The following is a 12,020-nucleotide window of genomic DNA, read 5'->3' as shown; positions in this document are numbered from 1 at the left end:
TTGTGATCAAAGTGCCTCCGAAAAGGCACCATAGTGAAAACAAGTGGATCAGATTTCAATTGTTGGAGTGGATCAGTTTTGCATTGTTGGTAACACCGGGGATGCTACAGCAACCATGTTCAGGTCTGGTGTGAGGCGGACGGCAACCATGTCTTTCTCCAGCTTTCCACCAACGCGAATGCCTGCATCAAAGCGGCCAGCGACAATATCAGTCAGCGAGTCGTCGACAACTATGTCGAGAATCACGTCAGGGTGTACTTGATGGAAGCGTGCAAGCCTGGGGGCAATGATAGTTCTCGCAGCGATCCCCAGCGTGTTGATGCGAAGTGTGCCGCTCACCTGTCCCGTTGCCTCACTGACTTCAGCGACAGCATCTGTCATCTCCCGAAACAATGGAGCTATACGCATATAGAGCAGTTCGCCACTTGCCGATGGTGCAACACTTCGGGTAGTGCGATTCAGAAGACGTGCGCCGATGCGGCCTTCCAGCTGTCGAATGGTTTGGCTTAGAGCGGAAGGCGATAGGCCCAGATGCTCTGCCGCTCTGGCAAAGCTCTGACGCTCTACGACCGCTACGAAGGCCTTTAGCTCAGCAAAATCGGATCCACGCATTATATATAATTCCCTACATAACCCATCCTGATTGTGTTGTATTCACTAATGTAATGCAAGGGAGCATATTGTGAACTTTCCCAACCAAGGAGTTCATCATGTCAGCTTTAACTTTGCCCGAACCAATTGCCGCGTATTTTGCGGCCGAACACAACCCTGAGGCCTTGGCGCATTGCTTCACGGCGCAAGCCGTCATGAAGGACGTCGGTCACACCTACAGGGGGATCAACGCCATCAAGACCTTTATGGCCGAGGCATCGGCTAAGTACAGTGCGACGAGCGTGCCGTTCGCCATTGAGCGGGAGGACGGCTTCCAACTCGTCCGCGCCAACGTCAGCGGCAATTTCCCTGGCAGCCCGATCGTTCTGTCCTACCGCTTTCGCCTGGAACGCGGCCTGATCGCATCACTGGAGATAACAGTATGAGCTTCGACCTTCATCTGAATGGCCTTCGGGCAGTTGTTACCGGCGGCACGCTGGGCCTTGGCGCTGCAGTCGTGAAAACTCTTGTGGAGGCTGGTGCCCGGGTGGCGACATCCGCGCGCACTTTGCCAGCACAGCCGGTAGAGGGGGTAACCTACGTAGCTGCCGATCTGTCAACTGCGGAAGGTGTGAGTCATCTTGCTCAGACCGTCCTGCAGGATTGGGGTGGTGTAGATATCTTGATCAACGTGCTTGGTGGTTCAAAGACTCCCGGTGGTGGTTTCGCTGCCATTAGTGATGAGCACTGGTTCGCCGAGTTGAATCTGAACCTGATGCCTGCAGTACGCTTGGATCGTGCACTTCTGCCAACAATGCTGGAGCAAGGTTCGGGTGTCATCATCCACGTTAGCTCCATCCAGCGCGTGTTGCCTCTGCCCGAGTCCACTACCGCGTACGCCGCGGCCAAGGGTGCTCTCACTACCTATAGCAAGTCGCTGGCAAGAGAGGTGACGCCAAAGGGAGTTCGTGTGCTGAGCGTTGCTCCGGGGTGGATTGAGACCGAGGCTTCCGTAGTATTCGCAAAGCGGATGGCTGCCGAGGCCGGAACGGACTACGAGGGTGGCAAGAAACTCATTATGGACTGGCTGGGTGGGATCCCGTTAGGCCGACCAGCCAAGCCAAACGAGGTTGCCGATTTAATTGCCTTCCTGGCATCCCCACGATCCGCTTCTATCGCTGGGGCAGAGTATAGAATCGACGGCGGCACAGTTCCCACCCTATAGCCGACAACCGCTTGCGGCTACTCGATGGCAAGCCCTGGGGCTTGCCACTCTTCAATCTTGTAAGTCGTGCTTTTGTAGTCTGGTTTCACGAACGTGATCCACAAATTGCCCACTTACAAACTGTCATTGAGACAGTCGAGAAACTCTGAGCGTCACTTTGGGGGGCAATAAAACCTACCCCCACATCAATCACTGCCGTGTTAACCGCAAATTTGGCTGGTCACAAGGTTCGGTGCTGCGTAGTGGGTTGATATCCAGGCCGCCTCTTCTGGTGTAGCGGGCGTATACCATTAGAAATTCTGGCTGGCACAAATTCCATAAATCCAGATAAATCCGCTCTACACATTGTTCGTGAAATTCATTATGGCTTCTGAAGCTAATCAGATACTTCAATAAAGAAGCATGATCAATCGCCTTACCTTTGTAATGAATATAAACACTTGCCCAGTCGGGTTGGGAGGTGATTAAGCAGTTGGATTTCAGCAAATGCGAATGCAGCTTTTCATCCACCAAAGCGCCTGTAGGGTTTAGTTGCAGCAGTTCTGGTTTGTAGTCGTAATGCTCAACTTCAATATCCAAATCATCGATGCAACGGCCTGGCAACCAGGTGGGTTGAAAGGCGGTCAGCTCATTGACGTTATGCAGAGTCACTTGCACAGGGCCACCGGCGCAGGCTGATAAATCAGTTTTCATAGTGCGGTATAACTGACTGATATCGGCAAATTTAGTTTGATTTAAGCTGTTTAAATACAGTTTAAAAGATTTCGACTCAATCAGATTCGGCGTATTAAAAGGCACCACAAAAGTAGCTAAAGCCACCATAGGTTTACCTTTAGGGCTCAGCCATGACAACTCGTAGCCGTGCCAGGTATCCTGACCAACAAAAGGCAGTTCTTCGCCTAAACCTATGGCCTGACGACCTAAAGTGCGTGGCACAGCCTGTAATAACTCAGGACTGTAGTGATCAATATAAGCAGTGGCCTGGCCTAAGGTCAGCCCAGATAATTGTTCTGTTTGTATTTTTGTCATAACACCAACAACCAAGTTAGAATGGCGGCAATTTTAGCACAGAAGCGAATCACCATGCCGGGCCAATTCCATCAGCAATTTGCACAATTTGTAGAGTCTTATCAAAAACAACATCCGACACTTCTCAGTTGGCTTGACCCTGAACATCATTCCCCTTGTCAGTATGGTGATGTGGTGGACGGTGAAGTGCATTGGCGTCCGGTGAAAGCTGAACCCAAATTAGATTTAGCTAAAACTCAGCATGCTTTGGAGCTGGAATTTCCTGAACAATTAACAGAGTTTTACACCAGCTATTTTGGTGGCGGTTTAAAGGTTCAGCACGAAAGGGGAGAGCTGGAGCTGTTGATGAGCTGGCATCAGGCCGATTTTGAGCGGCTGCAGCAAAATATCATCGCGCATATTCTGATGAAAAGACGCTTAAAGCAGCGTGAAACTGTATTTATTGCCGCCACCGATCACGACGATTATTTAATTTCAGTGTTAGTGGCGACAGGCGAAGTGTATCTGGAAAAAGTAGGTATGGAAGTTAAAGACCTGCTGGCACCGGACTTAGCCACTTTTTTACAGCAGCTAAGTTTCTGATCCAAGTCTTAAGGCTGACAGTCAAAAGCTATATTCGATATCAGTTGGCAAGGTTCACAGCAAAAATCAAACAGGCCATGCCAGCTCTGAGCTAATTTCCAGTCTGCGCCACAACAAGGGCATTTTTTCTCTGCTTCAGTTGCACAGTCGGCACTGCTGCCACTGTACAGATAATAATAAACCGGCTTGTTCAGCTCTTTGCTCAGCGCTTTGGCCTGTTTATAACCTTGTTGGTTTAGGCCACTGTAAAAACCCTGCACACTTTGTTCTGCACTTTTAAACAGCACTCTTGTTTCCTGCATCTGAATTTCATCCAGCGCCTGATACTGCAATTGCCAACGTACTAAGGGCTCAAAATCTTCACCACTGCTTCTGCCTGCTTGATACAAAGGCACAGGGGCAAAATGTTCAGCGCAGTACAGCACCGAGTTGGTGGCAGAAAAACTACAAAATAAAATCAAAGCAGAGTGACTGGGGCAGGGGTCGGTATGATTTGACATTAAATCATCGCCAAGAACCGTCAGCTTGGGATAACTTAACCCCACCTGTTGCAGTTGCTCTAAAGCACTGAGGCCAGCTGTGCTGTGCGATTTTTTATCCAAAGCATCAGCTTGTGGCAAGACGACACGGCTGAAAAAACTGTCTTTGGCCTGGTAAGTCGGGAATTCACGGCCTAAAATTTGGCCCTGAAAAATCAACTTTTCCAGATAGCGGCGAATACCCTGTTCCGCCTGGTCAAAGCTGGTGTCGGCAATAATTTTAAATTCCAGCTCTGCAACTAACATCAGATCCCCAGCTTTTTGATAATCAAATCAAGTTTGGCTTCAATGCGTGCCAGATCTGCCTGCAGATCTGAAGGCTGTTCACTCAGCGGCTCAGCAGTGTTTGGTACACTAACAACCCCATTACGCCAGGCCTGATAGGCCTGTAATAAAGCCGGGCTCATAGTGGCTATGCCTAAACGGGCTTTAACTAAAGCCAGACTGGGTTCTTTACCTTCTTGCTGCAGTTGAGCAGCAATTTTTGCGACTTGTTGGCTAAGTTGTTCCATTATTTTCTTATTTCGCTAAATTTTAGTGAAATTTACCACCTAAATTGCTTTCATCACTAGTGTGATTTTTTAAGTTGTTGTTTTGTAATGATTTTAAAAGTTGGCCCCAGTTTTGCTTTTGGCTATCAACAAGTTAAAACTCTAAGGACAAGCAATGAACTATTTAAAGGTATTAACAGTAGCTACAGCCATGATGGCATTATCTGGTTGTGTTGTGGCTATAGGTGGCAAGGACGAGAATAGCAGCAGCAATAATTCGTCCTGGAAAAAGGCGCAAAAATTAAATAATCAGGTGATCAGCCAGTTAAATTTGGGCACTGCATTAGATTCAGTGCGTGGTCAGTTAGGCACACCTGATTTCAGTGAGTCGTTCCGAGAAGGCGACAACGAAACTGTAGTGCTGTTTTACCGCACTCATCACCAGCATAGCGACGGTGAAACCACTAAAGATGAATGCACTCCGTTGGTATTTAAAAACGCTGTGTTAACTGGTTGGGGTGAAAAAGCCTATCGCCAGCTGTAACAATCCCCGGACCAGGGAAGTGTTGCCACTACGGCTGCACTTCCCTTTATCAGCGGCCTAATGCCTTAACTGCACATTTAACTGATCAATCACAGCACACCAGTCAGCGTCCTGCCTCCAGTTTTCTTTAAGAAAGTTTGCCTGAGCCTCTGTCCAGAAAGCAGCTTCAGATAAAGATAATTCTGCGGGAAGTTTATGATTGGCGATAAAAGCTGTGATGGCGGAAGGGCTATTCTCCAAACCAAGCTGAGCAAATAAAGTGGCCATATCGTGAGTGGTCATATCCATAATGAAATCCCTCTGTTGTGTTCTGTTTACTATAGTTGGTTGATCGGGCCGACGCATTGGCAATCCGTCTCTTCGCTGCTATGTTGATACTCAAACTACAATAAATAACAGGGACATATGATGCCAAACCAACCTGCTCTTGATCTTAGCCAGCTTAAAGCACAGTTGTTAACCCCCGATGAACTGAAAATAGCAGCTTCTTTGTTGTATCAGTCTTATCACGACGATCCAGTCTTTATGGATATTTTTCAATCTGACAAAGGTGACTATGAACAACGCTTAAGAGCGGCCATCCGTGAAGAGCTGAATGTGTTCTGGCAGGAAGAGCAACCTGTGATAGGTATTTTTATTGATCAGCAGTTGTTAGGTGTGGCTTGTGTTACAGAACCAGGTTCTAAATTGAGTGGTGACAGATTCTGGCATTGGCGGCTAAAAATGTTACTGACTGCAGGTTTTGTCTCAACCAAACAGCTATTGGAAAAAGAACAACGAATTCATGCAGCTATGCCGGTAAAGCATTACCATATGCTGGCTTTTATCGCTATTGCTCCCAAGTATCAGCATCTGGGTTTAGGCCATTATTTAATGCATGCCGTGGATTCAATAGTAGAACAAAATCCGGCTTCTTTGGGCATTGGCGTTTTTGTGACTCTGGATAAAAACAAAGCTTTTTTTAGTTCGGATCATTATCAGCAGGTCACAGAGTTGAGTTTCAGCAAAGTCAAAGGTACTTTAATGTTCAGACCAAGGCAAAGTAGCCCTTTAACGTTGGTGGAGTCATAACAGATGTCTGGCTTTCGTAGTTTTTCTGAGTTTTATCCCTATTATTTATCTGAACATAAAAATCCAGTTTGTCGCCTTTTGCATTACATAGGCTCTACTTTAGTGCTGGCGATTTTGGCCACTTTGTTAGTTACAGGCTTATGGAGTTACTGGTGGCTGATGTTAGTGGCTGGTTATGGTTTTGCATGGGTTGGCCACTTTAAGTTTGAACATAATAAACCCGCCACCTTTAAATATCCCTTTTATAGTCTGGCAGCGGATTGGGTGATGTATAAGGATTTTCTGACCGGAAAGCTGGAGCAGAAATTACAGCAGTTGCCTTAAACTCTGTAGGGTGGCAATTGAAAACTCAGGTAACGCAGGCCGGATAAACGTAATTCGGCTTGATACCGACTTTCGCCATCGCCACTAAAATCTACCTGATAGCTGGTAAACCAGCGCCATCTGTTATCCAGTTTTGAAAACTGATGTTTGCCTCTGGCGCATTCCAGAAACTGTAATTCCTGTTGCTTACACAGATGTTTGGCGAGCTTCACAGCTGTTTCATCCTGCTTACGTTGCAGTAAAAACGCATAGACAAAAGCCATACCTAACAATAATAACCAGACAAAATCCATCACGACTCCTTTGTTATGAACAAGCATAATGGCGACGGGCAGGTGTTTTTGCAAGGCGGGTCTGGTGTTGGCTGTGATAAAATCAACCGGAATTTTCGCCGGACGAGCAGAATAATGTATACCCAGGTCGCCATATTGCTAAATCAGATTGAGGCAGAGTTAAAGTCTTGCGGGCTTTGGACCTTAACTGCACCCAGTGTTGAAGCTATGCAAAGCACAGCGCCATTTTTTTGCGATACCATGCCATTGGAAAACTGGCTGCAGTTTGTATTTTTACCGCGTATGCGTGCTTTAGTGGAAGGGCGTTTGCCTTTGCCGCAACAAATTGCGGTCTGCCCTATGGCCGAAGAGGCGTTTAAACATTTAGATCATCGTACTTTGTTGCTGATTAATCGTATTGCGGATTTGGATGAATTATTAAGTGGTAAACGTGAGCAAAGTAGTGCCAGAGCCTGAGTTAATAGCAGTTCCTGTACTGACGATTTTATACCAGGATCAGTATCTGGTAGCGATCGATAAACCTGCTGGCATGCTGGTGCATCGCTCTTTTTTAGACCGACACGAAACTGTATTTGTGATGCAAACCTTGCGTAACCAGATAGGTCAGCATGTGTTTCCAGTACACCGGCTCGACAGACCCACCTCTGGTGTGTTGTTATTTGCGTTATCTGCCGATGTTGCCCGTTTACTGACAGAACAGTTAACAGAGCAGCACTGGCGCAAGTTTTATCTGGCGGTTTGCCGCGGCTTTGTTAAACAAGCGGGCATTTTGGATTATCCGTTAAAAGAGCAACTGGATAAAATAGCCGACAAACTCGCCAGTCAGGACAAAGACAAGCAGGAAGCTGTGACGGCTTTATGGCCTTTGGCCCAGGTGGAGTTGCCCATAGCTATAGGTAAATATCCGGTGGCACGTTATTCCCTGGTCGCGTTGCAGCCTTTAACGGGGCGGAAGCATCAGCTGCGCCGGCATTTATCGCACTTACGCCATCCAATAGTGGGAGACACTACTCATGGTGAAGGCAAACACAACCGCTTATTTGCCGAGCATTTTAATAGCCACAGATTGTTGCTGGTTGCCAAGCGACTGGAATTAAAACATCCGGTGACAGGTATCGATTTAGTGATCGAAGCACCGCTTGGTGAAGTAGAACAGTTATTTACAGAATTCAGTTGGCCTGCGGATGACAGCTGGTACAGCAATTTTTTTGAGCAGTCAGAGCTTAGTGTTTTGACGCCGCTATAAAATGACAGTTATAAAGCAGAGGATGTATGAAAAAAGTAGCTATTATGGTGGGCACGGTATACGGCGGTGCTCAATTTGTTGCCGAAGAAGCGGAAAAAATTTTACAAGGCAAAGGTTATAGTACTCAGTTAAATGCCGAACCTAAACTCAATGATGTATTAGCTTTTGCGCCTGATATCTGGTTGGTGATCACCTCCACCACAGGGCAGGGCGATATTCCGGATAACTTGCTGCCATTTTTTATCGACGTAAAAGACAGATTCCCATTATTAACAGGCAAACACTACGCTGTGATTTGTTTGGGGGACAGCGGTTATGGCGATACCTTTTGTGGTGCTGGTAAGCAATTCTCTGAATTATTGGCAGAATTACAAGGCACAGCGTTAGCACCGGCCTTAGAGATTGATGCAGGCGAAACCTTACAGGCAGAAGATATAGCTTTACCCTGGATAGAACAGCAGTTTTAATTTCAACTTTGGAGTTTGTGTTTTCGCTTTCGCCAACGCAAAGCCAAAATAATTGGAGTTGCAGCAAGGCGACAAACGAGAGAGGCCCCAGGAGCATAGTTAACCTATGTGACTGGGGCGAAAGAGTGCGGTCAACGAAGCGGCAGCTTCAAGTATGAAGGCTTTTAGTCGATGCTGCGCAGCAGAGCGTTTATCCCTACTTTAGCCCGGGTCTGGGCATCTACTTTTTTGACGATAATAGCGGCGTACAGGCTGTGTGTACCATCTTTTGATGGAATAGAACCTGGCACTACTACTGCGCCTGCAGGCACTCGGCCATAGCTGATTTCGCCGGTTTCACGGTCGTAAATACGGGTCGACTGGCTGATATACACACCCATAGAAAGCACAGCGCCTTCTTCGATAATCACGCCTTCCACTACTTCAGAGCGGGCACCGATAAAACAGTTGTCTTCAATAATGGTTGGGTTGGCTTGCAGTGGTTCTAATACACCACCAATGCCTACGCCACCTGATAAATGTACGTTTTTACCAATCTGAGCACAGGAGCCTACTGTTGCCCATGTATCCACCATAGTGCCTTCACCTACATAAGCGCCGATATTGACGTATGAAGGCATCAGCACCACGTTTTTATCGATAAAACTGCCTTTACGTACTGCGGCAGGAGGTACAACACGCACACCTTCAGCCACAAAACGCTCGTGCGTGTAGTCGGCAAATTTCATCGGTACTTTATCGAAGAAACGGTTTTCTGCGCCGTCCATCACCTGATTGTCATTGATACGGAAGGATAATAACACGGCTTTTTTCAGCCACTGGTGCGTGACCCATTCGCCTGCTACTTTTTCGGCAACACGGGCTTTGCCGCTGTCCAAAAGTTCAATAGCAGCAGTCACTGCCGCTTTCACTTCTGCAGTGACTGTGGCCGGAGTAATGGATGCACGTTGTTCAAACGCGGCTTCGATAATGGATTTTAAATCTGACAAAACTTTATCCCTCTGTCACATGAGTTAATTGTTCGACAAGAACACGGCGCAATTGTGATTGTTGATCAGCATCAAGCGCCTGATCCTGTCTCGTTGAAATCATAAAAAAGTCTTCGGCTTTTTCGCCTATAGTGGTGATTTTGGCAGCGTGAATACTGATTTCACACTGCTGAAATACCGAACCTATATCAGCCAGCAATCCCGGCATATCTAAGGCGGTAATTTCCACCATAGTACGATGTTTATTAGCTCCCGGAATAAACACCACTTTGGGCGCTATATTAAAGGGCCGCATCTGACGGGATAAACGGGGTTTACCGCGTGACAGCTCCGGTTTGCCGCTAATATAAGTTTCCAGTGCCCGCTTCAGGCTTTGTAAGCGTGAAGGCGAAGTAACAGGCTCACCATTTTGCTCCAGCACCACAAAGGTATCCATGGCATAACCGTCTTTGTTGGTCATGATTTGGGCGTCAAAAATGTTGACCTTTTTGCTGTCCAGAGCTGCCACTAAATGGGCAAATAAGTTGTCCTGATCCGGTGTATAGATAAAAACCTGAGTGCTGCCGCGAAACGGTGTTTTATCCACCAGCACTAAAGGTTCTAACGGATCTTTATGACGCAGAATATGTTCGCAGTGCCAGACAATTTGTTTAGGGTTATAGCGGGCAAAATAATCCGCTTTGATCCGGCCCCACAACTGCAGCACCTCTTGTTCGCTAAAGCCTTGTTTTTGCAACAGTTTCATGGCTTCGGCCTGATTTTCGCGAATCAAATCGCGTAAATCCATTGGCTTTTCGAGGCCACGGCGGAAAGCTTTTTGTGTGCCTAAATAAAGTTCACGTAATAACGAGCCTTTCCAGTCATTCCATAAATTGTCATTAGTGGCGCGAATATCGGCCAAGGTCAGGCAATAGAGGTAATTCAGCCGGGTTTCGTCCCGCACTTTATCGGCAAATTCAGCAATGACTGCCGGGTCGTGAATATCACGACGCTGCGCTGTCACTGACATTAATAAATGACTTTCGACCAGCCAGGCCAGCAGTTTGCTGTCAAAGTCACTTAGTTTATGCAGCTTGCCAAATTCACGTGCATCAAGGGAGCCAAGTTCTGAGTGATCACCACCTCTGCCTTTGGCAATATCATGGAAAATACCAGCCAGATATAAAATCTCCGGTTTTTCCATGCGTTTAACTATGTCGGTGCACAGTGGAAATTCGTTTTCGAAACCTGCTTGTGAGTAACGGTATAAGTTTTTCAGCACACGGTGAGTGTGTTCATCCACTGTATAAGCATGGAACAAATCGAACTGCATCTGACCAACAATATTGCGCCAGGCCGGTAAATAGGAAGCCAGAATACCGTGGCGATGCATCAATGTAATGGCTCTGTCCATGCCACGTGGATGGCGGATAATGCTCATAAACAGCTGACGACAGGCTTCATAATCCTGCAAGTCGCCCATCAGACGGCGCCTGACTAAACGTAATAAACGAATAGTGTCAGAGTGAATGCCAGTGATATTGGAGTTGTTCGCTATATGCCAGAACAGACGCAGGATATTTTCACGACGGGCAAAAACGGCATTGTCGGTGGCGCGGATTAAATGACCTGTCAGCTCAAAAAAGTCATCCAACTTTTGCTGTTTCAGCTTGCTTTGGCTGTTAAGAATACTGCCGTCAAAATGCTGCAGCAGCATATCGTTTAGCTCAGTCACCCGTTGCACCGTCTGGAAAAACCGCTTCATCATGCGCTCAACGGACGCTTTGCCGTCATCACCAAAACCTAAACGTTTGGCGACGGCTGGCTGATAGTCAAACAAAATACGGTTTTCGTTACGGCCAGATTCTACGTGCAAAGCAAAACGCATTTGCCACAAATAAGCTTCACACTCCATCAGCTCCTGATATTCATCTTCGGTCAGGTATTGATAAGCCACCAGTTCACGCATGGTTCTGGTATTAAAGTGTTTTTTTGCCACCCAGCCTATGGTTTGAATATCACGTAAACCACCAGGGTTGGCTTTTAAATTCGGCTCTAAGTTGTAGGCGGTGCCGTGGTATTGGGCATGACGTTGTTGTTGCTCATCACGTTTGGCCTGAAAAAATGCCTGAGACGTCCAGAAACTGTCTTTACAAACCTGCAGCTGCAGCTCATCAAACAGCTCTTTACTACCCGTCAGCAGGCGCATTTCCATCAGGTTGGTGGCTATAGTGATGTCTTCTTTGCCCAGGCTGACAGATTCTTTGACGCTGCGTACACTGTGACCCACTTCTAAACGTAAGTCCCACAGCAGGGTAATAAACTGGCTGATTTGTTCTTTTTGCGTGTTATCCAGCCGGCTGTCTGTCAGCAGTAATAAGTCGATATCAGAGCAGGGGTGCAATTCACCCCGGCCATAACCACCTACGGCTATCAGACTGATTTTTTTATGTTTATGCAGATCAAAATGCTGCCATAAGGACACCAGCACCTCGTCGATAAAACGGGCGCGGGCTTTGACCAGACTGCCCACTGTCTGATGCTCAAAGGCATGTTTCAGCCAGTCGTTAAACTCGACAAAATGTTTTTTATAACTATCAAGAGTACATAAACCAGGTAAAGACTTATTAAACGCCAGAGCCATGTTCAT

General features: G+C 47.0%; 17 protein-coding genes. 9 read left to right on the top strand and 8 right to left on the bottom strand.

Features of this window, described 5'->3' with window-relative positions:
• Positions 1-72: 72 nt before the first annotated feature.
• Positions 73-612 (bottom strand): LysR family transcriptional regulator, encoded by a 540-nt coding sequence (locus tag J2W69_RS18580; protein ID WP_310281296.1) that lies wholly within the window; start codon positions 610-612, stop codon positions 73-75.
• A gap of 98 nt (positions 613-710) precedes the next feature.
• Here J2W69_RS18580 and J2W69_RS18575 point away from each other — a divergent pair, with 98 nt between their 5' ends.
• Both J2W69_RS18575 and J2W69_RS18570 read left to right on the top strand, forming a co-directional pair.
• The gene (locus tag J2W69_RS18575) at positions 711-1,037 is read left to right on the top strand and encodes a nuclear transport factor 2 family protein (RefSeq protein WP_310281293.1); all 327 of its coding nucleotides are present in this window, start codon (positions 711-713) and stop codon (positions 1,035-1,037) included.
• Positions 1,034-1,816 carry an SDR family oxidoreductase gene (locus tag J2W69_RS18570; RefSeq protein ID WP_310281291.1) on the top strand — a complete coding sequence of 261 codons (783 nt, stop codon included), beginning with the start codon at positions 1,034-1,036 and terminating at the stop codon, positions 1,814-1,816. Before J2W69_RS18575 ends, J2W69_RS18570 begins: the two co-directional genes overlap by 4 nt.
• Positions 1,817-2,005: 189 nt before the next feature.
• Here J2W69_RS18570 and queF read toward each other — a convergent pair whose 3' ends face one another.
• Positions 2,006-2,845 (bottom strand): NADPH-dependent 7-cyano-7-deazaguanine reductase QueF, encoded by an 840-nt coding sequence (gene queF, locus J2W69_RS18565; protein ID WP_310281290.1) that lies wholly within the window; start codon positions 2,843-2,845, stop codon positions 2,006-2,008.
• Between the two features lie 54 nt (positions 2,846-2,899).
• Here queF and syd point away from each other — a divergent pair, with 54 nt between their 5' ends.
• On the top strand, positions 2,900-3,427 hold the full coding sequence (gene syd / locus J2W69_RS18560) for a SecY-interacting protein (protein WP_310281288.1): 528 nt from the start codon (positions 2,900-2,902) through the stop codon (positions 3,425-3,427).
• Between the two features lie 8 nt (positions 3,428-3,435).
• On the opposite strand, the gene J2W69_RS18555 is transcribed toward syd, so the two are convergent.
• Together J2W69_RS18555 and J2W69_RS18550 are read right to left on the bottom strand one after the other, a co-directional pair.
• Positions 3,436-4,212 (bottom strand): Zn-ribbon-containing protein, encoded by a 777-nt coding sequence (locus J2W69_RS18555; RefSeq protein ID WP_310281286.1) that lies wholly within the window; start codon positions 4,210-4,212, stop codon positions 3,436-3,438.
• Entirely contained in the window at positions 4,212-4,478 is a 267-nt protein-coding gene (locus J2W69_RS18550) for a hypothetical protein (RefSeq protein ID WP_310281284.1), read from the bottom strand. The genes J2W69_RS18555 and J2W69_RS18550 overlap by 1 nt, the downstream gene beginning before the upstream one ends.
• A gap of 154 nt (positions 4,479-4,632) precedes the next feature.
• Between J2W69_RS18550 and J2W69_RS18545 the strand changes: the two genes are divergently transcribed.
• A complete protein-coding gene (locus tag J2W69_RS18545; RefSeq protein WP_310281282.1) occupies positions 4,633-5,001 on the top strand; it encodes a DUF3192 domain-containing protein in 369 nt (122 codons plus the stop codon).
• A gap of 57 nt (positions 5,002-5,058) precedes the next feature.
• On the opposite strand, the gene J2W69_RS18540 is transcribed toward J2W69_RS18545, so the two are convergent.
• Entirely contained in the window at positions 5,059-5,289 is a 231-nt protein-coding gene (locus J2W69_RS18540; RefSeq protein WP_310281280.1) for a DUF2789 domain-containing protein, read from the bottom strand.
• Positions 5,290-5,409: 120 nt separating this feature from the next.
• Between J2W69_RS18540 and J2W69_RS18535 the strand changes: the two genes are divergently transcribed.
• Together J2W69_RS18535 and J2W69_RS18530 are read left to right on the top strand one after the other, a co-directional pair.
• Entirely contained in the window at positions 5,410-6,072 is a 663-nt protein-coding gene (locus J2W69_RS18535; protein WP_310281279.1) for a GNAT family N-acetyltransferase, read from the top strand.
• Positions 6,073-6,075: 3 nt separating this feature from the next.
• The gene (locus tag J2W69_RS18530) at positions 6,076-6,396 is read left to right on the top strand and encodes an Mpo1-like protein (RefSeq protein ID WP_310281278.1); all 321 of its coding nucleotides are present in this window, start codon (positions 6,076-6,078) and stop codon (positions 6,394-6,396) included.
• Here the strand turns inward: J2W69_RS18530 and J2W69_RS18525 are convergent.
• Positions 6,393-6,689, bottom strand: coding sequence for a DUF3301 domain-containing protein (locus J2W69_RS18525; protein ID WP_300928274.1), 297 nt, complete (start codon positions 6,687-6,689; stop codon positions 6,393-6,395). The two genes, J2W69_RS18530 and J2W69_RS18525, sit on opposite strands and share 4 nt — an antisense overlap.
• Positions 6,690-6,803: 114 nt before the next feature.
• Between J2W69_RS18525 and J2W69_RS18520 the strand changes: the two genes are divergently transcribed.
• The 3 genes from J2W69_RS18520 to J2W69_RS18510 are packed head-to-tail and all read left to right on the top strand — an operon-like array spanning position 6,804 to position 8,402.
• Positions 6,804-7,145 carry a YqcC family protein gene (locus J2W69_RS18520; RefSeq protein WP_310281275.1) on the top strand — a complete coding sequence of 114 codons (342 nt, stop codon included), beginning with the start codon at positions 6,804-6,806 and terminating at the stop codon, positions 7,143-7,145.
• The gene (gene truC, locus J2W69_RS18515; RefSeq protein WP_310281272.1) at positions 7,120-7,935 is read left to right on the top strand and encodes a tRNA pseudouridine(65) synthase TruC; all 816 of its coding nucleotides are present in this window, start codon (positions 7,120-7,122) and stop codon (positions 7,933-7,935) included. The genes J2W69_RS18520 and truC overlap by 26 nt, the downstream gene beginning before the upstream one ends.
• 26 nt (positions 7,936-7,961) lie before the next feature.
• The gene (locus tag J2W69_RS18510; protein WP_310281268.1) at positions 7,962-8,402 is read left to right on the top strand and encodes a flavodoxin; all 441 of its coding nucleotides are present in this window, start codon (positions 7,962-7,964) and stop codon (positions 8,400-8,402) included.
• 164 nt (positions 8,403-8,566) lie between these two features.
• Here J2W69_RS18510 and dapD read toward each other — a convergent pair whose 3' ends face one another.
• Together dapD and glnD are read right to left on the bottom strand one after the other, a co-directional pair.
• Positions 8,567-9,391 carry a 2,3,4,5-tetrahydropyridine-2,6-dicarboxylate N-succinyltransferase gene (gene dapD / locus J2W69_RS18505; protein WP_310281266.1) on the bottom strand — a complete coding sequence of 275 codons (825 nt, stop codon included), beginning with the start codon at positions 9,389-9,391 and terminating at the stop codon, positions 8,567-8,569.
• A 4-nt stretch (positions 9,392-9,395) separates the two neighbouring features.
• Positions 9,396-12,020: a [protein-PII] uridylyltransferase gene (glnD, locus tag J2W69_RS18500; protein ID WP_310281262.1), complete on the bottom strand. Its 2,625-nt coding sequence runs from the start codon at positions 12,018-12,020 to the stop codon at positions 9,396-9,398.

It is taken from the genome of Rheinheimera soli (genome assembly GCF_031457405.1).
Classification (GTDB): Bacteria; Pseudomonadota; Gammaproteobacteria; order Enterobacterales; family Alteromonadaceae; genus Pararheinheimera; species Pararheinheimera soli_A.
Note: the sequence above shows the minus strand (reverse complement) of the source record. Positions and strands in the feature narration are given on the sequence as shown.

Excerpts from the sequence above, each read along its gene's own strand:
- J2W69_RS18580 (WP_310281296.1), bottom strand. The coding sequence starts at position 612 with ATGCGTGGATCCGATTTTGCTGAGCTAAAGGCCTTCGTAGCGGTCGTA.
- J2W69_RS18575 (WP_310281293.1), top strand. The coding sequence starts at position 711 with ATGTCAGCTTTAACTTTGCCCGAACCAATTGCCGCGTATTTTGCGGCC.
- J2W69_RS18570 (WP_310281291.1), top strand. The coding sequence starts at position 1,034 with ATGAGCTTCGACCTTCATCTGAATGGCCTTCGGGCAGTTGTTACCGGC.
- queF (WP_310281290.1), bottom strand. The coding sequence starts at position 2,845 with ATGACAAAAATACAAACAGAACAATTATCTGGGCTGACCTTAGGCCAG.
- syd (WP_310281288.1), top strand. The coding sequence starts at position 2,900 with ATGCCGGGCCAATTCCATCAGCAATTTGCACAATTTGTAGAGTCTTAT.
- J2W69_RS18555 (WP_310281286.1), bottom strand. The coding sequence starts at position 4,212 with ATGTTAGTTGCAGAGCTGGAATTTAAAATTATTGCCGACACCAGCTTT.
- J2W69_RS18550 (WP_310281284.1), bottom strand. The coding sequence starts at position 4,478 with ATGGAACAACTTAGCCAACAAGTCGCAAAAATTGCTGCTCAACTGCAG.
- J2W69_RS18545 (WP_310281282.1), top strand. The coding sequence starts at position 4,633 with ATGAACTATTTAAAGGTATTAACAGTAGCTACAGCCATGATGGCATTA.
- J2W69_RS18540 (WP_310281280.1), bottom strand. The coding sequence starts at position 5,289 with ATGGATATGACCACTCACGATATGGCCACTTTATTTGCTCAGCTTGGT.
- J2W69_RS18535 (WP_310281279.1), top strand. The coding sequence starts at position 5,410 with ATGCCAAACCAACCTGCTCTTGATCTTAGCCAGCTTAAAGCACAGTTG.
- J2W69_RS18530 (WP_310281278.1), top strand. The coding sequence starts at position 6,076 with ATGTCTGGCTTTCGTAGTTTTTCTGAGTTTTATCCCTATTATTTATCT.
- J2W69_RS18525 (WP_300928274.1), bottom strand. The coding sequence starts at position 6,689 with ATGGATTTTGTCTGGTTATTATTGTTAGGTATGGCTTTTGTCTATGCG.
- J2W69_RS18520 (WP_310281275.1), top strand. The coding sequence starts at position 6,804 with ATGTATACCCAGGTCGCCATATTGCTAAATCAGATTGAGGCAGAGTTA.
- J2W69_RS18510 (WP_310281268.1), top strand. The coding sequence starts at position 7,962 with ATGAAAAAAGTAGCTATTATGGTGGGCACGGTATACGGCGGTGCTCAA.
- glnD (WP_310281262.1), bottom strand. The coding sequence starts at position 12,020 with ATGAACATGGCTCTGGCGTTTAATAAGTCTTTACCTGGTTTATGTACT.